Genomic DNA, 20,266 nt, shown 5'->3' on the forward strand with positions numbered 1-20,266 from the left:
TCAGCTGAAGAGACCGCTGAAGAAGCCGACGATGGCGGCCCCGGCTTCCTCGATGCCGTGCACGATGTCCGGAACGAGGGGGATGACCTCGAGCAGGAAGTGGCCGATCTCGACGAGCACGTCGCCCACGCCGCTGTCCACCGTGTTCGCCCTGGCGTTGATCGCACCGCGGAAGATGTCGTACATCGGCAGCATGAGCGGGACGCCCTCGGGAGCAGGCAGCGACGGCAGGTTGACGAAGGTCCCTCCCGTGAGCACGTTCAGCATGGTCTGGGCCTGCTCCTCGGTGAAGAGGCCGTAGGTCACCAAGATCCCCAGGGCCAGCCGCAGCACGTCCGGCTCGGGCATCGTCTTGGGGTCGAGCGTGGCGTCGAGCTTCGCGTCCAGCTTGGCGTCGACGGAACCCGCCTGCTGGGCGGCGTGCAGTGCGACGACCTGCCGGACGACACCGGCGGCCCTGAAGTCGCCTGTGACGGTTGGTGCGGTCATGATCTGCTCCCTTGTTGGTCTGTGGTCTGTAGCTGTTCGGCGCGACCGCCGATGCGGCCGTGATTCGACGTTAGGAGCGCTCGGAACGGGGTTGACGGAACCGGACGAACTTTGACGCGGCCGGACGCGCGGGCGGGGCAGCGGCTCTAACATGAGGCGGGGGCTGGATCGCTCAGGCGACAGGAGGCGGGCATGGGCGTTCTGTCGAGGCCGGAGATCTCGCACGGTCCGCTGCAGGTGCTCTTCGACGACCTGCACGCGCTCCATCACCGGGCCGGCCGGCCGAGCCTCCGCCAGCTCGCCGCCGAGGTCGGCTGCAGCAGGACGACGGTTGCCGCGGTGTTCTCGGAACCTCGTCCGCCGCGCTGGGGTCTGCTCGAGCTGATCGTCGAAGCCCTGGGGGGCGACGTCGCCGCCTTCCACGAGCTGTGGCTCACCGCGACCGAGGTGCCCACGACGCACCAGGAGCCGCTTCCGGCGCCCAGACCGGTCCCGAGCGCGGCGCTACGCCAGGCACCCGCACCCGTCGGCGCGTTCGCAGGCAGGGACGAGCTCCTCGAGCGGATGGACAGGGTGCTGCTGCCGGACACCGACGGAGTACCGATCTGCGTGCTCACCGGCACTCCCGGTGTCGGGAAGACCGCGCTGGCGCTGCAGTGGGCCCATCGACGGGCCGACCGGTTCCGCGGCGGCGTGCTGTACGTGGATCTGCACGGGTACCACGCCACCGCGCCGGCACTGGCGCACGACGTGCTTGCCGAGTTCATCAGGGCGCTCAGCGCCCCCGGTCGCCAGGTGCCGGACGGCACCCGGGAGAGGGCTGCGCTCTATCGCACGCTGACAGCCGAGCGGCCGGTGCTCGTGCTGCTGGACAACGCCAGGTCAGTGGACCAGGTCGACGAGCTGATCCCGGGTGCCCCCGGCGCTGCCGCGCTGATCACCAGTCGAGAGGACCTGAGTGGCGCAGTCGTGCGGTACGGCGCGACGCGGCTCGAGGTGCAGCTGATGGCGGAGCACGAGGCGGTCGACCTGCTCGGCGCCCTCGTCGGGGATCGAGTGGCCTCCGACGCAGAGGCGACTCGCACGCTGGCGGCCAGGTGCGCGCGACTCCCGCTGGCACTCCGTGTCGCCGCCGAGCTCGTGGCCACCCGGCCCGACGAGCCGCTGGGCGACATCCTCGACGAGCTCACCAGCGCCGCGCGGTTGTCGATCCTGGACCGCGGGGACGACTACTCCGCCGTTCGTACGGTCTTCTCGTGGTCCTACCAGCGACTATCAGCCGACGCCGCGCGGCTCTTCCGGTTGTTGCCGGTGCACCCCGGGACGAGCCTGGAGAGCGGCGCCGCAGCCGCTCTGCTGGGTACCCACCTCGGTGCGGGTCGGCAGTACGCCGAGGAGCTGGCCCGGGGGCACCTCGTGGAGCGCCTTCGCGGTGGTCGCTTCGCCATGCACGACCTCCTCCGCGAGTACGCGGGCGAGCTGCTCGAGGCCGATCCGATCCTGGAGGTCCAGGCGGCACGCCGCCGGCTCTTCGACACCTACTGCGACGACGCCGCCGCCGCGGCACGGGTTCTCCCGGACAGTGCCCCGCTGCCGAGCGTCCCCCCGATGCCGCCCGCGGGCAACGCACTGCGATGGCTTCGCGCCGAGCGGCCGACGCTGCTCGCCGTCGCGCAGATCTCCCCGAGGCATGCCCTGCTGCTCTCGGAGTCCCTGCACCCCCTCCTCGACACCGGTGGCCACTACGACGAGGCGGCGACGTTGCACCGGTGCGCGCTCACCGCAGCCCAAGGGAACGTGGCGCAGGAGGCCGCCGTGCTCGATCGGCTCGGCACGATCCGGCGCCGGCAGGGCGACTACGAGGGGGCGCTCCTGGACCACCAGCGCGCAGCGGCACTGTGCGACGGCGAGCGGGACGGTGCCGGCCTCGGCCGGGCGCTGCATAACATCGGCGTCATCCAGTGGCGGACCGGCCGCTACCGAGAGGCGCGAGACAGCCTCGGCCAAGCCCTGAACCTGCAGCGCGACGCCGGCGACGTGCGAGCGCAGGGCAGTACGCAGTACAGCCTGGGCATCGTCGAGCGACGCCTGGGACGGTACCGCGAGGCACTGGAACATCACCAAGCGGCTATGCGGATCTTCGAGGGGTTCGCCGACATCACCGGGCTGGGTCGGGCGACCAACAACGCCGCAGTCGTGCACCTGCAGCTCGGCAACTTCGCCGAGGCCGAGGCTGCTCTGCGTCGGGCCCTGGACATCCAGCTACGGCGTGCCGACCGCGCGGCCGAGAGCGTCGTCCTGATCAACCTGGCGTTGGTGATGGAACGGACCGGCAGACTCCATGACGCCGCAGAGGCTCTCGAGAAGGCGCTCGCGATCGCGAGCGAGATCGGGTACCCGGTCGGCATAGCCGACGCTCTACGAGGGCTCGGCGTGGTCCGCGGCCGCGAGGGACGGACCGACGAGGGCGTGGAGCTGCTTCAGAAGGCACTGCAGCTCGGACGACAGCTCGGAGAGGGCGAGGCGCAGACCGGGGCGTGCATCGAGCTCGCCGAGCTGCTCCTCAACGCCGGTCGGGCCGGGGAGGCCGAACCTCCGCTCCGCGAGGCCGAGGAGCGGGCGCTCGCAGCCGGAGAGCGTTACGAGGTGGCCCGTGCACGGGCGGGCCTGGCACGGGTCGCAGCCGCGGCCGGTGCCGACTCCGAAGCCCGATCTCAACGGGAGTCAGCCCTCGCGACGTTCACCGAGCTCGGCATCCCGGAAGCGGCATGGCCGTCGATCGCCCGCAGGGAAGGCTGACGGGCGAGGGCTTGTGGACCAGGTCGTGTCCGGTGAATCGCGGAGCCGTCGTCGTTCTGTCGCCAGAGAGCCGCCAACGCGCTAGGACAAATCACGTCAAGCCGTAGCTCCCATGGGCCGGTATCGCAGGGCGGTCGCCCCCGACTGGAACTCATAGCGGTCCACGAGCTCGAGCTGGATGCGCTCGCGCAGACCGGCGAGCAACGTCGGCCCATGTCCGGCGACAACCGGATGCACGACGAACTCGTACTCGTCGATCAGTCCCAGATCTGCCAACGCGAGTGGGAGCGTCACACCACCCACCCACAGGCCCTCGCCTGGCTGCTGCTTGAGCCGCTGAACCGCTGGTCCCAGGTCGCCTCGCACCAGCTCGGCATTCCAGTCGGCCCCACTCAGAGTGCTCGACACGACGTACTTCTTCGCCCCGTCGATGGCCTCGGCGAACGGGATCTCCCACTCACCCATCCAGTCGGGCCACGGACCCGTGGGAGGCCGCCGCCATGCCGACTCCATCATCTCGTAGGTCACCCGGCCGAAGAGCAGGGCATCGGCCCGCTCCATCTCAGCGGTCCAGTAGCGCATCGACTCCTCGTCCGGAGGGAGCCCTGCCTCGTGATGGCAGCAGCCGTCGAGCGTGACGTTGATCGAGTATCGGAGTGGTCTCATCTTGTTGCTCTCCCTTGAGGCGCGCCGCGTTCTCCGGACCGTGCTCAACTCAGACGACTGTCGGCGCCATTTCTCATCGGTGCCCCGATCCACGCGACGACACCTGGCTAGGCTCGCGGTGTGAGCCTCGATGTTCCTGAACAGGTCCGCAAGACGGTAATCGCCAACGGCAACGAGTCCTGGCTGGACGAGCTCCCGAGCATGGTCGACTCCCTGGCCGAGGAGTGGTCCCTGATGATCGGGTCCAGCCTCGCGGGCGGTCACGTCGCCCTGGTCGTCGAGGTGACGCTGGCTGACGGAACGCCGGCGGTCCTCAAGATCGGTGTGCCGGGGCGGGACATCAGGCCGGAGGCCACGCTGTTGCGCCTGACGGACGGTGACGGATGCGCCAGGCTGCTGGGCGAGGACGTGGACCGGCAAGCCCTTCTGCTGGAGCGCCTCGGGGCTCCGATGTACGACATCGTGGCCGACCCGGTCAGCCGCCACGGCCTGCTGTGCGATGTGGCGGCTCGCCTGTGGCGTCCGGTCGGTCCCGACGTCGACCTGCCAACCGGCGCGGACCTGGCGGAGCAGTACGCCCACCAGCTACCAGGACTGTGGGAGCAGGCGGGACGGCCGTGTTCGCCGGCCACCGTGGCGGACGCGCTGGAATGCATGAACAGTCGTCGCCTCGCCCACGACGACCGGTCCGCGGTTCTGGTCCACGGTGACATCCACGAGCTGAACGCCCTGCAGGCGAGCGACGGCACCTACAAGTTCATCGATCCCGCCGGGCTGCGGGCCGAACCTGCGTGCGACCTCGGCACCATCGTGCGTTGCAACCCCGACCTCGGCGACGACCTCCGGGTGCGGACCGAGCGGCTGGCTTCGCGCACGGGCGTGGACGCCACCGCCATCTGGGAATGGGGAACCATCCACCGGGTCTTCAGCGGCGTCTACGCCTGCAGCATCGGCTTTCAGCCCTTCGGCGAGCTGCTGCTGGCCGAAGCCGATCGCCTCACTGCATAGCCGGGTCTCTCCGGCCGCTCAGCGGCTGCTGACCTTGCCGACGAGGGAAGCGATCGGCGCGATCACCAACGGCCGCGCCGCGAAGACCGCCGCGACCGCGAGGACGAGACCTCCCGCGAACCAGCCGAAGCCCACCCAGCTGACCGTGTCTTGGGCCGCGAACATGTGGTTCAGGTTGCGCAGCGCTCCCGTGGCAAACACGAGGGTGACGTGCACGATCACGAACAGCACGAAGAAGAGCATCGTCGGGAAGTGGATCGCCCGAGCCACCGGCGCCGGGTAGAGCCTGTTCAGCCGGTCCGCGTCCTTGGGCCACCACTCGCTCATACGCAGCCCGGTGATCGCGGCCAGCGGGGCGGCGACGAACACCACCGTGAAGTACATGAGCTGCTGCAGGCTGTTGTAGTTCACCCAGCCGTGCTCGGTGGGCCAGTTCAGCGTGAGGTACTGCAGCATCGCCGACGCCGCGTTCGGGAACACCTCCCACGAGGTCGGCACGATCCGCACCCAGTGGCCGGACGCGAACAGGAGCACCACGAACAAGGCCCCGTTGGCCAGCCACAGCAGGTCGATGCCGGTGTGCAGCCACAGGTTGATGCTGATCTTCTTGCCGCCCTTCGCGGGCGTCCAGTAGGCGGGCGGGGTCTTCTGGTACCGCACCTGCAGACCCGTGCGGACGATCAGCACCATGAAGAAGAAGTTGAGGTAGTGCATCCAGTTCGCCCAGGCGGGGAAGCCGACCGGGGCGGACTCGGGCAGGTCGTACGACCCGGGGTAGCGCTCCAGGAACCCGGGCACGCCCGGCAGCGTGGTCACGCCGCGCGCGGCCAGCACGATGATTCCCGCAGCGGCGACGACGCCGGCCAGCCCCCATCCGAGGATCCGCGCCCAACCACCCAGGGTGCGCGAACCGATCCTGCGCGGCTCCCGCGCGGGCTCGGCGGGTCGTGCGGGCGCGGTCGGGCGTGCGGGAGCGGTCGATCGTGCCGGCGCGCTCACGCTTGCCGTCGCGGCCGGGGCCTCCGGGGCGGGTTCGACGGCGGCAGGCTGCTGGACGACCGGCGCGCTCTCGTCCTGGGCAGCGGGAGTGCTCGACACCGGGGCCAGCGGCGCCGGTTCAGGCACGGGTGAACCGCCGTCGGCCACATCGGCACGGGAAGGCTCGGCGGCGACCGACGCAGTGGCCACGTCGGGAACGACGGCGACTCGTCGCTGGACCGCGACCGTCTCCGCCGGAGGCCAGGGCTCGCCGCCGACGATCCGCGGCAGGCCGCGACGCAGCGCCACCTGCTCGGTAACAGTGTCGGCGGTCGGTCCCGTCGGCCCGACGGCGGCCGGAGCGTCCGCAGCGGCGGGCAAGTCTGCGGTCGCGGCGACCGTCTCCTCGGCGACGACGGCGGTCCCGCCCACCACGGCAGGCGGGCCGGCGTCCGGGGTCACAGTCGGGGCCGCGGAGCGGTCCACCCGGACGACGGCAGCCGGCGGCCAGGGCTCGCCACCGGCGACACGCGGCAGGCCGCGACGCACCGTGACCTCGACGCCGCCGGCCGGAGCCGGGGCGTCCGCGGCAGCAGCCGCAAGCTCTGCAGGCGCTGCGGCGAGCGCCGGCTCCGGAGCCGGCGCAGCAGGCGCGGGTTCGGCCGCCGCCACAGCGGGCGCGGGCGTGGCCGCCTCCTGCACAGCGGTGCCGTCAGCCCCGGCCAGGGCTGGTACCGCCGCGTCGGCCGGCGGCCAGGCCGGCCCGCCGGGATGACGCGGCAGCCCCTGACGAAGACCCTGGGTGAACGTCGCCACGGTGATTACGCCTTCGCCTTCTCGATCTCGGCGATGAGCTGCGGCACGACGGTGAAGACGTCGCCCACGATCCCGAAGTCGGCGATCTCGAAGATCGGGGCGTCCTCGTCCCTGTTGATCGCGACGATGGTCTTGGCGGTCTGCATGCCGGCCAGGTGCTGGATCGCCCCGGAGATCGCCAGGGCGATGTAGAGCTGCGGCGCGACCTGCACACCGGTCTGGCCCACCTGGGCCGACGACGGCACGAAACCGGCGTCGACCGCGGCGCGCGACGCACCGACAGCGGCGCCGAGCGCGTCGGCGAGCTGCTCGACGAGGGCGAAGTCCTCCTTCGAGCCCAGGCCCCAGCCGCCCGAGACGACCTTCGCGGCTCCGCGCAGATCGGGACGCCCGCCGGTCTTCTCGGCGACCTCGACCGAACCGGTCGTGGCGGCGGCAACGCCGCTCGCGGCTACCTCCAGCGTGATCTCGGCCAGCGGCCGCGCCTCGGCGCGCGCCTCGACCGCGCCCTGACGCACCGTGATGACCGGCGCGCCGTGGGTCACCGTCGACGTCACCGTGTACGACCCGCCGTAGGCGGAGCTGCGGGCGATGACGCCCTGGTCGTCGCGGGCCACCTCGATAGCGTCCATGACCAGGCCCGAACGGGCGCGCACGGCGAAGCGGGCGGCGGCCTCCCGGCCGTCGACCGAGTGGGACGCCAGGACGGCGTCGGGCCGAGCCAGAGCCGCGGCGGCGACCAGGGCGTCGACCACGCCCACCTGGCTGTCGGGCGCAGGGGCGCGCAGTACCGTGGCGGCGCCGAGCTCGGCGGCGGCCTTGGCGGCCGCCTCGTCGCCGAGGACGAGCGCGACCGGCGTCCCCACGGTCGAGGCCGCACCCAGCAGCGCGGCCGAGGACTTCGCCAGGGCGCCGTCGGGCGTCGTGTCGAGCAGCACCAGGATCGAGTCAGCAGCGATAGTCATCGTCGTCCCCCTTCTCAGATCAGGTGGTTCTCGGCCAGGAAGGCCGACAGTCGGACGGCGGCATCACCGTCGTCGTCGGTGATCTTCACGCCCCCGCCTCGCGGAGGACGGGCGTCGATCGTGAGCATGATCGAGCGCGACGTGCTCAGGTCGTCCGCGTCGAGGCCGAGGTCGGCGAGCGAGAGCACCTCCACCGGCTTCTTCTTCGCCGCCATGATCCCCTTGAAGCCCGGGAACCGGGGGTCGGGGAGCGCCTCGGTCACCGACACGACGGCCGGCAGCGGTGCGCTCAGGCCCACCGCCGCGTCCTCCGACAGGCGCGTGCCGCTGACCTCGGCGTCCCCGATCGTCACCGCGGTGAGGTTCGTCAGGCTCGGCAGGCCGAGGTGCTCGGCGACCATCACCGGAAGCACCCCGCCCATGCCGTCCGTGGACTGGTTGCCGGCGAGCACCAGGTCGTACCCGACCCGGCCGAGCGCCGCGGCGACGACCTCGGCCGTCAGCCCGAGGTCCGCGCCGACGAGTCCGGCGTCGACGACGTGCGTGGCACTCGCCGCGCCCATCGCGAGGCACTTGCGGATCGACGTCGTCGACTCCTCGGGGCCGACGGCCAGGACGTGCACGTCGGTGCCCTCGTGCGCGTCGGCGTAGGAGAGCGCGACCTCCAGGGCGCGCTCCCCGATCTCGTCGGCGACGAGAGCTGCCGTGGCACGCTCGGCGAGCCCCGTCTCCAGGCTGAGCGTGCGCTCAGCGTTGGTGTCGGGCACGACTTTCACCAGGACGACGATCCTCATGGCTGGACTCTGCTCTTTCCTCGAACGGCTGACGTGGAGAGACTACTTGCGGCCGGTGATGCTGCGAGCGACGATCTCGCGCATGACCTCGTTCGTGCCGCCGTAGATGCGGTGGACACGGGCATCGAGGAAGGCCCGCGCGATCGGGTACTCCAGGATGTAGCCGTACCCGCCGTGCAGCTGGACGCCCTGGTCGAGGACCTCCCACTCCCGCTCGGTGCACCAGAACTTGACCTTCGCGGCCTCGTCCGCGCTGAGCTTGCCCTGCCGGTAGAGGTTCATCGCGCGGTCGACGTAGGCCCACATGACGTCCACCGTGGTGGCCATCTCGGCCAGCCGGAACCGGGTGTTCTGGAAGTCGATGACCGGCTTGCCGAACGCCTCGCGGCTCGTGGTGTAGTCGATCGTCCACTTCACCCCGGCCTCGGCGACGGCGGCGGCGACGGCACCGATCGAGAGGCGCTCCAGCGGCAGGTTCATCATGAGGTGCACGAACCCGCGGCCCTCGACGCCGCCGATGAGGTTCTCGTCCGGTACGAAGACGTCGCTGAAGCTCAGCTCGGCCGTGTCGTGGCCGGGGAAGCCCATCTTGTGCAGCTTCTTGCCGTGCTCGAAGCCGGGCATGCCGTCCTCGAGGATGATCAGGCTGAAGGCGTCCGGGCGGTTGCCCTCACCGGTCTTGACGAACGTGACGATGATGTCCGCCGTCTTGCCGCTGGAGATGAACGTCTTGGCACCGTTGACGACGTAGCCGCCGTCGACCTTCTTCGCGGTGGTCCGCGCGGCCCGCAGGTCGCTGCCCGCACCCGGCTCGGTCATCGCGAGCGCGCCGAGAATCTCGGCCGTGGCCATCTTCGGGAGCCACTTCGCCTTCTGGGCGTCGGTGCCGAAGTGGGCGATGTACGGTACCGCGAGGTCGTCGTGGATCCCTACGGCCCCGGCCAGCGCCGAGCCGTGGCCGCAGCCGATGAGCTCCTCGTTCACCACGCTGCGGAAGCGGTAGTCCATCAGCATCCCGGCGCCGCCGAACTCCTCCGGCACGGAGAGCCCGACGATGCCGTGCTCCGCCGCTGCCTTCATGGTCGCGCGGTCGACCTCACCGTCGGCGTCCCACTGCTTCGCCTTCTCCGGGGTGACGTAGCGCTTGACGAACTCCTTCACGACCTCGCGGAACGCCTCGTGGTCCTCGTCGTAGATTTCACGCTGCATGGCTTCGCCTTTCGTTGGGCCGGACGGCTGTGGTGCCCGGCGCGTGGAGGGGAAATACCGTGTTCCGGCTGCTCGTCGTCGAGTGTCTCGTCCGTCGGCGTCACGCCGCCACCCGGGCACTGGCGAGTATGCCTGAGACCCAGTATCAGATCAAGCGCCAGCGGTCGACGGCGGGATCTGGGCGGAGGTCCGCGCCAAGCCGGCGTCTGAAACGGCGTCTCCCAACTGCGATGCCATCCGCGCTGACGAGGGCGCGAAACGGCGGGCCAGCGCCCCAGCCACCGGTGATCCCAGAGCCTGAAACGATTAAGTAGATGCTAAATCAAGGACAATTCGCCTTACGGTGACGGACGAGTGAGACCTCGTCCGTGTATTCCGCCGAGCTACCCGTGTCGGGGGTGAGTGCGTCCGAAACCCTGCGCGTCGAATCTCTGCCTGGTCTTGCCAACGAGGGCGCCGGGGCCGCTCTCGTTGGCGAGCGCGTCCCGAAACGGAGTTGTCGCACATGACCAATCACATCGACCGGTCCGCCTTGACTGATCTGACGCCAGCTGACCAAGAGTTGTTCCGGCGCTTCGGGACGGGGGCGTCGGCGCGACCGCCGTTCGTCCTGCTGCATCAGGCGTTCGAGGCCACGGCCCGGCGTCGACCGGAGGCGGTCGCGGTGACACACGCCGGCGAGTCGCTGACCTACCGCGAGCTCGACCGACGGGCGAACCTGCTCGCTGAAAGGCTCGTGCGGCTCGGCGTCGGCCCAGGTGATCGAGTTGGACTGTTCGTGAGGCGCTCGATCCCGATGGTTGTCGGCATCCTCGGGGTATTGAAGGCGGGGGCCGCGTACGTGCCTCAGGACGCCCGGATCACGTCGAGTGCACACCTGGCGCACATCGTCACGACCGCTGACATCCGTGTAGTGCTGACGCTGTCCGATTGCGTCACCGCCCTGCCCTCGCTGCCCGGTCGGGTGGTGCTCGCAGTGGACAAGCTCTCCGGTGAGCGGGCGGAGCCGCCCGCGGTCGCGGTCATGCCGGGACATTCGGCGGTGGTGATCTTCACCTCGGGCACCACGGGCACACCGAACGGAGTCGCAGTCACGCACGCGAATCTGTGCAATGTGGTCACACACGGGCCGGGCGCACTCGACGTCCGGCCGGGCATGAAGGTGTCGCAGCTGCTCAACATCGCGTTCGACATGGCGGCGTGGGAGATCTTCGTGGCGCTCTGTCGTGGCGCGGAACTGGTGATCAGAGGCGGCTCGATCCTGGAGGTGGTGCGGTCGGTGGACGTGGTGATCGCGACACCGAGTGTGCTCGCGAGCCTGGATCCGGCTCTGTGCCGCAACGTCGCTGTGGTGGCGGTGGCCGGGGAGCGCTGCCCGCGCCCGCTCGCGGACACCTGGTCGTCGTTCACCCGGTTCCACAACGCGTGCGGACCCACCGAGGTCACCATCGTGAACACGATCGCCTCGCCGCACCGGCGCGGCGAGGAGCCCACCATCGGCTCGCCGCTGCCCAACACCACCGTCTATGTGCTTGATGAGCACCTTCGGCCGTGCCCGATCGGCGAGGTCGGGGAGCTGTGGGCGGGCGGGGCCTGCGTCAGCCAGGGCTACCTGGGCAATGCTGAGCTGACCGCGCAACGCTACCTTCCCGACCCGTTCCTCGGTGGCGAGAACCGTATGTTCCGCACCCGCGACCTCGGCCGCTGGACCTCCGACGGCCGGCTCGAGCACCACGGACGCACCGACGATCAGGTGAAGGTCCGGGGCTTCCGCGTAGAGCTGGATGCGGTCACCTCAGCGCTGGAACGCACGCCCGGATGCGAGCGTGCGACGACCGTGCTGCATGACGGCGAACTGGTCGGCTTCGTCACCCCGGTGGGAGTGGACGCCGTCGCGGCCCGCCATGTGGTCGCGGGCATCCTGCCCTACTACTGCGTGCCGGCCACCGTCCACCCTGTCGCCGAGCTGCCGACCACGCACCGCGGCAAGGTCGACAAGCGAACTCTGGTCGCCGGACTGACCGCTGAGGAGGCGATGGCGTGACAACGGCCGACACCGAGCTGACCCACTCGCTGCCACCGGTCCGCGGGAGGTGGCGCCGCGCGTGGCGACACAGGCGGTTGATGCACCACAACCGGCTCGCAGCGGGCGTGGTCGCGGTCAACATCGTGGTCCTCGCCGGCGGCGGCTGGCTGGGCGACCTGGGCACGATCTCAAACATGATGCTGGCGAACATCGCGCTTGCCACGCTGATCCGGCAGCAGTACGTGATCAACGCGATCTTCCTGTCCGCGACCAGCGCGCCGGTGACCTGGCCACTGCGGGTGCGCGCCCTGCTCGGCAAGGTCTACCACGTGTTCGGGGGCATCCACGTCGGCGGGATGGTGTCCGCGACCGGGTGGTTCCTGATCTTCGCGGCCACAGCGACGGTGCGGCCGGTGGGCGCTGCGGTGCTCGTGGTGACCTACCTGATCGCCGCACTGCTGCTCGCCATGATCACGTTCGCGCTGCCGACGCTCCGGGCGCGCCACCACAACCGTTTCGAGCTGATGCACCGTTTCGGTGGCTGGAGCCTGCTCGCCCTGTTCTGGCTGCACTCCTTCCTCTTCTCCGAGGCCGGGCCGGCGCCGTTCCTGGTGCTGCTCGTCGTGTCGGTCAGCGTCGCCCTGCCCTGGCTTCGGCTGCGCCGGGTGCCGGTACGGATCACCTCTCCCTCCACGCATGTCGCGCTCGTGCACTTCGACTACGGCGTGACGCCGTTCGCCGGATCGTCCACCACGGTCAGCCGTAGCCCTCTGCGCGAATGGCACTCCTTCGCCAACGTGCCGTCTCCCGGTGCGCCCGGATTCCGGCTCACCATCTCCCGAGCGGGCGACTGGACCGGGGCGCTGATCGACGACCGCCCATCGCACCTGTGGGTCAAGGGCATCCCGACAGCCGGCGTCGGGAACATCGACCGGCTGTTCCGCCGCGTCGTGTGGGTGGCCACCGGCAGCGGTATCGGTCCCTGCCTGCCACATCTGCTCTCGCGTGAGACACCCTCTCGCCTGGTCTGGTCCACTCGCGACCCGCGGGCCACCTACGGGGACGACCTGGTCGACGAGATCCTCGCCGTGCAACCTGATCCGGTCATCTGGGACACCACGGCTTCCGGCAAACCCGACCTGGTGGCGCTCGCCTACCAGGCGTACCGCGAGTTCGACGCGGAAGCGGTTATCTGCATCTCCAACAAGAAGACCACCTGGAACATCGTCGAACAGCTGGAGATGCGGGGCATCCCGGCCTATGGCGCCATATGGGACTCCTGAGAGGCAACCACCATGAGCGACAAGACCTTGCTGCTGTCGGACGACCGCGGCGTCCTCACCATCACAGTGAACCGGCCGAACGCGCTGAACGCGCTGAACAGGGCAGTGCTCACCGAGTTGTGCACCTTGCTGGAAGGCCTGCTTCCGCTGACCGGTAGCGACATCCGCGGCGTCATCCTGACCGGAGCCGGTGAGCGTGCGTTCGTCGCGGGAGCCGACATCCGCGAGATGTCCGTGATGACCCCGGACGAGGGCGAGGCATTCGGTGCACTCGGCCAGAGGGTCACCCGGCTGCTCGAAGAGCTGCCCGTCCCGGTGATCGCCTGTGTGTCCGGCTATGCGCTCGGCGGGGGCTGCGAGCTGGCCATGGCCGCTGACTTCATCTACGCCACCAGTTCGGCGGTGTTCGGCCAGCCCGAGGTGTCGCTCGGCCTGATCCCGGGCTTCGGCGGCTGCGCGCGTCTGCACCACCGGGTCGGCCCCAGCTGGGCAAAGGAGCTGATCTACACGGGCCGGAAGATCGATGCCATGGAGGCGCGGCGGATCGGACTCGTCAACAGGGTGTTCGACACCCGAGAAGAGATGCTCGACTCCGCCGCCGCGACACTCGCTGAGATCGCCACTCGCTCACCGGTAGCGGTCGCATTGTGCAAGTCAGTGATCGGCGACTCGGTCGGGAGAACCACTACTGATGCGCTCGATATCGAGAGAGCGGCCTTCCGGAAGACGTTCGCGACGGGCGACATGCGCGAAGGCACTGCGGCGTTCCTAGCCAAGCGGCCACCGTCGTTTCCAGGACACTGAGCGACAGGACGGGCCGCCCTCTCCGGACTCACACCCTCACCTGCTCAAGGCGTCCCGTACCGACGGCCAGGACTTCAGGACGCCGAGGACCTCGACGTTCCGCTCGGTCGCGAGCGCAGACTCGTAGGACCGCTCGAGCACGTCGTCGATCGCGACCCTGCTCCCCTGCGCCGCGCTCTGGATCGCGGCCTCGACCATGGCGAGACTCATGACGTTGGCGTGCACGCGCCCCATCGGCTCCGTGCCGAAGCGGAGGGCGGCGACGAACTCGCGCAGAGATCCCGCGATCTCATGCCCGGGGTCTTCGGCGTCTGCGACGGACGTCTCGGGGTCGCTGTCGGGTTCGCCGTCGCCGTCCCAGAGCACGGTGCCGCGCTCGGCGGAGATCCGCCAGGCGCCGTTCCAGGAGGTCTCGAAGCCAGGGCTGCACCACGAGCCGTTGAAGGTGAAGCGGGCTCCGCCCTCCATGGCGAAGACCGCGGTGGCGGCCGCGTCGCCGGCGTACCAGCTCCACGCCGGGTTGTATTCCTCGCAGGAGACCGAGACAGGGTCGGCGTCGAGCAGGAACCGCGCCATGTCGAACTGGTGGATCGCCATGTCCAGCAGCAGAGGACTCGCCATCTTGTCGCGGAAGCCGCCGAAATGCGGGGCCTTGAAGAACTCGACCGCGACGAGGCCGACGACGCCGAGCGCCGCCACCTGTCGCTTCACGGTGAAGAGCGACCGGTGATAGCGGCGGGACTGGCTGACCATGAACAGCTGCCCGGTGTACTCGGCCGCGGCCGCGAGCGAGAGTCCTTCGGCCACGCTTGCGGCGACCGGCTTCTCCCCCAGGACCGGGATACCGGCCAGCAGCGCGGCCGTCGTGACCGAGTGGTGTGCTTCCGGAATAGTGGCGTTGAGGATGGCGTCCGCATCGGTGCGACGAGCAAGTTCGACGGCGTCGGCCCCGACCGGGAGACCAGGGATGCCGGTCTCGGCGGCGGCCGATTCGGCCGCCGCCGAGGACAGGTCGGCGATGCCTACGAGCTCGGTATCGGGGTTTGCCTGGATCGCCCGGGTCCAGGCCCGGCCCATGCCGCCGGCGCCCACCACGACGAGGCGCAGGGGCCCTTCGGTCTCGATGGTCCGGAAGGTCATCGCTCGAACGCCCCACGGTAGCCCTGGCCGTTGAAGAAGTCGTCGGTCTCGTAACGCAGGAGCGTCGGCGTCTCGCGCTCCCGGTCAGGCCGGGCCCATTCGATGCCGTTGGCGATCACGTGGTTCACGTCCCGGTGGTGGTAGACGGGAAAGTCCTGGTCGCCGGGGCTGAAGTAGAAGATGCGGCCGAACCCGCGGCGGTAGGTCAGGCCGCTGCGGAAGACCTCGCCGCCGCTGAAACCGCTGATGAAGACCAGCTCGTCGGGGGTCGGCACGTCGAAGTACTCGCCGTACATCTCCTGCTCGGGGATGATGATCGGGTTGGGGATACCGCGGGCGATGGGGTGCTGCGGGTTCACGGTCCACACCAGCTCGCGGTCGTGCTCGCTGCGCCAGCGCAGCGAACAGGTGGTGCCCATGAGCTTCACGAAGATTTTGGACCAGTGTCCGGAGTGGAGCACGATGAGGCCCATCCCGGCCAGGACATGGCGGTGGACCCGCTCGACCACATCGTCAGCGACGTCGCCATGGGCAGCGTGTCCCCACCAGACGAGCACGTCGGTCTCGTCCAGCACATCGGAGGTCAGCCCGTGCTCGGGCTCGTCGAGGGTGGTCGTGGCGATGCGGGCCTTGTCCCCGAGCCACTCGCCGACGCCTTTGGCGATCGCGCCGTGCATGCCGTCCGGGTAGCGCTCGGCGACGGACGACTCGACCTGCTCGTGCCGGTTCTCGCCCCACACGAGGACCCGGATCGGTTCGTTTGGCATGTCTGCTTCCTCCGTTTTCTGGGCCCGGCCCACGGCACCACGTAGAGCGCGCCAGGGCTGCCCGCCAGACGTCGCGGCGGGGCCCGCCCATCGAAGCAGTACCGACAGGCCAAGACCAGCGGTATTTGCCGGTCACAACCCTGCAGAGCGCGGAGCCGAGCCAACGCCGCGTCCGTAGGCTGTCTCCCGTCCTCGCCCAAGGCGCGCGGGGTCGCCGGCCGGCCCGTCGAGCATGTCCGACGTCGGGCGGGCTACCCAGCGAGATCAGCCGAGAATGTTGGCTCCTCACCCCCGGTAGAAGACCTCGTCATCCTCGCTTGGTACGAGCGGCGCGAACTGCCGCAGCTCGTCGCCGCGGACCATCCACAGCCGGAAGAAGCCCTCGTCCTGGTCCATCGTGAACAGTTGCGCAGCGTTCGGCTCGCGCCACGGCGTCTCGAAAAACCGCTGCCGGAGAGCATCGAGGTCAGCGTGGTTCAAGGCTCCTGCCCACACCTCGCACTCGGGCACCTTCCACCCGCCCCATTGGCTGTCCTCCGCGCTCGTGAGCAACCTCAGGTAGCCCACTCCGCCACGCTCAGGACTCGACCGGAGGGGAGCTTCCGTCCGCAGCCACTCGCTCAGCGCCTCCGCGTTCTCGTTGTCGTCCATATCGACCGAGATCATGACGTTCGCCACCCAGCTCATAGCGATCGTTCTACCGGAACGGACAGCACCTCACCAATGAGCGGTGAGACGGTCAAACTGCAACCCTGCGCCGGCTTCCCGCCAAGGCCGCGTTCGGCCATAGGGTGGTGAGCATGTGCTGCGCTCTCGCCGTTGCCGCCACGAGCCGATGAACCAGGGCACCCATCCCGAAGAGCTACCGGCCGAGGTGCTGGACGACGTGGCCAGATCGGTCGGGGCAGAGGTCACTCTGCTCGGTCGCCTCACCGGAGGCGTCAACGGGGGCGCCACACGCGTCCAGCTGGCCGGACGTGCAGATGCGGTTCTCAAAGTGGTGCCCCGGGCACACCCCGACCACCTGGACGAGACGTTGCGCGCCCAGAGAGTGGTCGAGCACATGCGGAGGCGCGGCTATCCCACCCCGGCCTGGCTCGCAGTAGGGGCGACCGCCACTCATGTGTGGCATCTGATGGACTTCGTCGACGCGGCTCCCGCGTCGGAGCTGAACGCCTGCCTCATTGAGCAGCTGATGGAGATCATCGAGCTCCAGGCCGGCCAAGCCTCCGAGCCCTACGACCACTGGTCGTACGCCTGGCGGGTCGCCACTGGTCGGGATTCGGCTGTCGCCGGGCAGGTTCTCGACGAGGCGCTCGAGCATTCGCTGCTCCGCCAGTCCATCGCCAGGCTCTCGGGGTACTCCTCCGCGGTATCCGCCCTGGTCGAGCGCCTGCGGCTCGTGTGTGCCGACATCCCACCACCACCAGACGCACCCGACATGGTCCACGCCGATCTCGCTACCCCCGGCAACATCCTGGTCCGTGACGGAGCGGTGGTGGCGGTCGTGGACATCGGGAACGCAGGTAGCGGCACGCGGGCGATCGATCTCGCCACCCTCGTTTGGTACACCTTCCAGGATCCGCTGCTGGACGATGTCCGAAGGCGGCTGTGGACGAAAATCCTCGACCTGGTCGGCTGGGAGGGCGCGGCGGTGCTCACAGCGGCGCACATACTCCACATGCTCGAAATCCCCGTCCGCGATAGGCGCCACGACGTCGTTCCCGGGGTGGTCGAGCGCGGCCATCGCGCTCTCGACGAACTGAACTCGCTGCGCTAGCCGCGGTGGTGAATCAGCCTCCGGTACGGGTCAGGCCCTGGTCCACAGGTTGATGTCGCTGCTGGTCGCCACCACCAGCGTCGCCCCGGATGGGGAGAACCCGGCCGCACGCAGTTCGGAATAGCGCGAATGGAAGATGTGCCACCAGGTCTCGCCGTGCGCTCCACCGGTGTACGGACTCCCGGTGGACAAGAGCACCCGCTCATATGGCCAGTCCGGGCTGGCGATGTCCACCGACCAGCCCGCGGCGCCGGCGCGCAGACCGCCGCCGGCCAGCCCTGCCATCGGCACGCGGCGCTGCGCGATCGGCCCGATCCCCTGGCACGTCAAGTCGTTGTCGTCCGGCCAGCCCGTATCAGCCTCGCGGTCGCGGGCCAGGCGCTCACCGGTGACGGTGTCGAACAACCCGAGCCCGCTTGTGGATGCCACCAACAGCAGGTCGCGACCGCTGTCGGGATCGCTGGCGAATCCGACACAGAGCAGCCCGCCGATAGCGACCACGTGGCAGTCGGCCGGACGCCATGGTGGGGGTGCCGGCACCGTCGCGGCGGTCAGAACCTTCGCCCGCAGGTCCCGTTAGTAATCGGTGATCGAGAGATCCTCCGGCATCCCGCAGGTATGGGGGCACCGGATACACCGAGCGTCACCAAAATTCGCTCATGAGAGCTGGGCGGGAATGTGAGCAACGTCGCCGAGCTCTACTATTCAGCCATCAACTGAGCATACAGTTTCACTAGTCGTGCCGCAGCTTCCTGGCTATCAAAACGTTTGGCGATTCGAGCGGCAGATTGTTGTTGTGAACTATAGAACGCCTTGTCGCTACGCAATTCCATCACTGCTTCTGTAAATCCTTCGTCACTACACAGCAGCGCATCACCTTTGAATGTATCTTCATACTCAGGAATGTCGCGCAGAATAACTGGCAACCCGGCACCAGCCGCCTCGAGAACACACATAGGATGATTCTCTTGCTCGGCGGGTAGACAGAATACATCCGCGGCCAGTAGATAGTCACGAACCTTCTCGTGGGGCACAACTCCGGTGATGACCATATTGGTTGGCACACTGCGCATCAGGCGCTGCATACTCGCGTAATCGGCGCCCAGCTGCTTGAACGGTATCCCACCCACCCAGATAAAAGCAATGTCAGGCAACTCCTTGGCCATCCGTATAAACACGTCCAAACGCTTTCGCGGCTGCACCTGGCCATTGCCCAGTACCACAAAATCGTCTAGTGCAATACGTAATCCCTGGCGCGCCGTCGTCTTGTCCGTGGGCACGTGAGCATAACGACTCATGTCGATCGTGTTATAAAATACGCCGATCTTTGCTTTGGGAACACGCAGTTCATCGTGCAGAGCCCGCGCTACCGTCGCCGACACCGCTAGCACCTTATCGGCACGATTGTAGAACCATCGCATATACCAGCGGGCGACAGGGAGCCAGTACTTTGCCCCCACCAGCGATCCGACAAGCGAAGCTGGCACTACGTGAGCTGATACTACTTTCTTCGCACCAGGTTGGAATAACTTGCGCCACGTACGTGGCCCTATGGTGTGCAGGTGGACAATGTCGACATCAAGCGTTCGTCCAAAAGCACTGCGGGTGAGAGCTACGTCGTCACGCTTCTCCAGCGCATCTGCCATCTCGATATAAGCAGTATGAACTCCGTGACCCTGTACGGAGATGTCGCTCTCCGAGGCCATGTTTACGCGAACTTTTTTCATCGCCGTAGTGTACCTCCTGTGAGGTCAACTCGAATTCATCTAGCGCCAGCCGCTCGGCGCCCTGCGGAGCGGGACCAGGGCCAGCAGAAACCGCAAAAGCGCTGACAAGCCAGCAGTATTGCTGGGACCATTCGGGCCGGGTACATACGTCGGATCTTCGAGATCGCTCTCCGTCGGCTTCGGCCCGAAGGACTGGAAGCTACTTAGCCGGGCGACGGCGTGGTTGGAGTCCGACTGCTCAGCGGCTGCCGGTCAGACCCGGCTCCACCGCTGGTTCGCGTTGGAGTGGCACGACCACAGGATCACGGCCGTGCCGTTCACTGTGGCCGCGGCGTTCACGTCGAGGCACAGCGACGGGAACCGAACGCTGCTGATCGAGCTGCCGTTGGACGTCCACTGCCGATTGTTGCCCCCGTTGCAGTCCCACAGCCGGACCCGGGTACCGTTCGCGGCTTCCGCAGGGACGTCCAGGCACTTGCCCAGAATCCGCAGCGTCTGGCCGCTCTGGGTGATCTGCTGGTTGGAGTTGCTGTGGCAGTCCCAGATCTGCAGGCCCGTGCCGTTGGTGGTGGTGCCGTTCGGCACGTCGAGGCACCGGCCCGAAGACTCACTCCGGAGCCGGAACGTGTTGCCCGAGGAGACGCCGTTGAGCGCGTCGAGGACGGCGTGGTAGGCGAGCTTCTTGTTGCCCGAGCGGTCGAACAGCAGGGGGTTGTCCGTGCGCCAGGAGGTGTCGTCGCGCACACCCCACACCGTGATGCCGGTGCACCGTGAGACCGCCAGGCACGCCCGGGTCACCGCCGCGTAGATGTTGGCCTGGTTGTTGCCCTGCTCCACGTCCAGCTCGGTGATCTGCACGTCGACACCCAGGTCCGCGAACCGCTGCAGGTTGGCCTGGTAGTCGCTGGAGAGCGAGGTCCCTAGGGCCTGTTTGGGATTGTGGTCCTGACCTGCTGGTTCGGCATGATGCGGGGTCGTGAGCGATGCGCGACGCCATGACCTGTCCGACGAGATG

18 protein-coding genes are annotated in these 20,266 nt (G+C 68.6%); 6 read left to right on the forward strand and 12 right to left on the reverse strand.

What is annotated here, in order from left to right; translation table 11 throughout:
* Window positions 1-489 (reverse strand): hypothetical protein, encoded by a 489-nt coding sequence (locus AB0F70_RS25460; RefSeq protein WP_357455370.1) that lies wholly within the window; start codon window positions 487-489, stop codon window positions 1-3.
* 192 nt (window positions 490-681) lie between these two features.
* Here AB0F70_RS25460 and AB0F70_RS25465 point away from each other — a divergent pair, with 192 nt between their 5' ends.
* Entirely contained in the window at window positions 682-3,288 is a 2,607-nt protein-coding gene (locus AB0F70_RS25465; protein ID WP_357455374.1) for a tetratricopeptide repeat protein, read from the forward strand.
* 96 nt (window positions 3,289-3,384) lie between these two features.
* On the opposite strand, the gene AB0F70_RS25470 is transcribed toward AB0F70_RS25465, so the two are convergent.
* Window positions 3,385-3,954 (reverse strand): dihydrofolate reductase family protein, encoded by a 570-nt coding sequence (locus AB0F70_RS25470; protein ID WP_357455377.1) that lies wholly within the window; start codon window positions 3,952-3,954, stop codon window positions 3,385-3,387.
* 120 nt (window positions 3,955-4,074) lie between these two features.
* Between AB0F70_RS25470 and AB0F70_RS25475 the strand changes: the two genes are divergently transcribed.
* On the forward strand, window positions 4,075-4,962 hold the full coding sequence (locus tag AB0F70_RS25475; protein WP_357455380.1) for an aminoglycoside phosphotransferase family protein: 888 nt from the start codon (window positions 4,075-4,077) through the stop codon (window positions 4,960-4,962).
* Window positions 4,963-4,980: 18 nt separating this feature from the next.
* Here the strand turns inward: AB0F70_RS25475 and AB0F70_RS25480 are convergent, their stop codons facing one another.
* The 4 genes from AB0F70_RS25480 to AB0F70_RS25495 are packed head-to-tail and all read right to left on the reverse strand — an operon-like array spanning window position 4,981 to window position 9,724.
* Entirely contained in the window at window positions 4,981-6,756 is a 1,776-nt protein-coding gene (locus AB0F70_RS25480; RefSeq protein WP_357455383.1) for a cytochrome b/b6 domain-containing protein, read from the reverse strand.
* Between the two features lie 5 nt (window positions 6,757-6,761).
* Window positions 6,762-7,721: an electron transfer flavoprotein subunit alpha/FixB family protein gene (locus tag AB0F70_RS25485; RefSeq protein WP_357455386.1), complete on the reverse strand. Its 960-nt coding sequence runs from the start codon at window positions 7,719-7,721 to the stop codon at window positions 6,762-6,764.
* 14 nt (window positions 7,722-7,735) lie between these two features.
* Window positions 7,736-8,515, reverse strand: coding sequence for an electron transfer flavoprotein subunit beta/FixA family protein (locus AB0F70_RS25490; protein WP_357455388.1), 780 nt, complete (start codon window positions 8,513-8,515; stop codon window positions 7,736-7,738).
* 42 nt (window positions 8,516-8,557) lie between these two features.
* Entirely contained in the window at window positions 8,558-9,724 is a 1,167-nt protein-coding gene (locus tag AB0F70_RS25495) for an acyl-CoA dehydrogenase family protein (RefSeq protein WP_357455391.1), read from the reverse strand.
* Between the two features lie 505 nt (window positions 9,725-10,229).
* Between AB0F70_RS25495 and AB0F70_RS25500 the strand changes: the two genes are divergently transcribed.
* Genes AB0F70_RS25500 through AB0F70_RS25510 form a run of 3 tightly spaced genes read left to right on the forward strand, consistent with a single transcriptional unit; the run spans window position 10,230 to window position 13,837 of the window.
* Entirely contained in the window at window positions 10,230-11,768 is a 1,539-nt protein-coding gene (locus tag AB0F70_RS25500) for an amino acid adenylation domain-containing protein (RefSeq protein WP_357455394.1), read from the forward strand.
* A complete protein-coding gene (locus AB0F70_RS25505; RefSeq protein WP_357455397.1) occupies window positions 11,765-13,033 on the forward strand; it encodes a hypothetical protein in 1,269 nt (422 codons plus the stop codon). Before AB0F70_RS25500 ends, AB0F70_RS25505 begins: the two co-directional genes overlap by 4 nt.
* 12 nt (window positions 13,034-13,045) lie before the next feature.
* Window positions 13,046-13,837, forward strand: a complete 792-nt coding sequence (locus AB0F70_RS25510) for an enoyl-CoA hydratase-related protein (RefSeq protein WP_357455400.1) — start codon at window positions 13,046-13,048, stop codon at window positions 13,835-13,837.
* 36 nt (window positions 13,838-13,873) lie between these two features.
* Here the strand turns inward: AB0F70_RS25510 and AB0F70_RS25515 are convergent, their stop codons facing one another.
* The 3 genes from AB0F70_RS25515 to AB0F70_RS25525 all read right to left on the reverse strand — a co-directional run bounded on the left by AB0F70_RS25515 (window position 13,874) and on the right by AB0F70_RS25525 (window position 16,395).
* Window positions 13,874-14,977 (reverse strand): Gfo/Idh/MocA family oxidoreductase, encoded by a 1,104-nt coding sequence (locus AB0F70_RS25515; protein WP_357455403.1) that lies wholly within the window; start codon window positions 14,975-14,977, stop codon window positions 13,874-13,876.
* Entirely contained in the window at window positions 14,974-15,744 is a 771-nt protein-coding gene (locus AB0F70_RS25520) for a ThuA domain-containing protein (protein WP_357455407.1), read from the reverse strand. Before AB0F70_RS25520 ends, AB0F70_RS25515 begins: the two co-directional genes overlap by 4 nt.
* A 285-nt stretch (window positions 15,745-16,029) precedes the next feature.
* Complete coding sequence (locus tag AB0F70_RS25525; RefSeq protein WP_357455410.1) at window positions 16,030-16,395, reverse strand: squamosa promoter-binding protein 15; 366 nt, start codon at window positions 16,393-16,395, stop codon at window positions 16,030-16,032.
* 184 nt (window positions 16,396-16,579) lie between these two features.
* Here AB0F70_RS25525 and AB0F70_RS25530 point away from each other — a divergent pair, with 184 nt between their 5' ends.
* Window positions 16,580-17,524 (forward strand): phosphotransferase, encoded by a 945-nt coding sequence (locus AB0F70_RS25530; RefSeq protein ID WP_357455413.1) that lies wholly within the window; start codon window positions 16,580-16,582, stop codon window positions 17,522-17,524.
* A gap of 30 nt (window positions 17,525-17,554) precedes the next feature.
* On the opposite strand, the gene AB0F70_RS25535 is transcribed toward AB0F70_RS25530, so the two are convergent.
* The 3 genes from AB0F70_RS25535 to AB0F70_RS25545 all read right to left on the reverse strand — a co-directional run.
* The gene (locus AB0F70_RS25535) at window positions 17,555-18,025 is read right to left on the reverse strand and encodes a hypothetical protein (RefSeq protein WP_357455416.1); all 471 of its coding nucleotides are present in this window, start codon (window positions 18,023-18,025) and stop codon (window positions 17,555-17,557) included.
* 200 nt (window positions 18,026-18,225) lie between these two features.
* Window positions 18,226-19,251, reverse strand: a complete 1,026-nt coding sequence (locus AB0F70_RS25540; protein ID WP_357455419.1) for a glycosyltransferase — start codon at window positions 19,249-19,251, stop codon at window positions 18,226-18,228.
* 252 nt (window positions 19,252-19,503) lie between these two features.
* Window positions 19,504-20,266 (reverse strand): ricin-type beta-trefoil lectin domain protein (locus tag AB0F70_RS25545; RefSeq protein WP_357455422.1); only part of this gene is annotated, 763 nt, incomplete at its 5' end.

The sequence above is a fragment of the Promicromonospora sp. NPDC023805 genome (genome assembly GCF_040639635.1).
Lineage (GTDB): Bacteria > Actinomycetota > Actinomycetes > Actinomycetales > Cellulomonadaceae > Promicromonospora.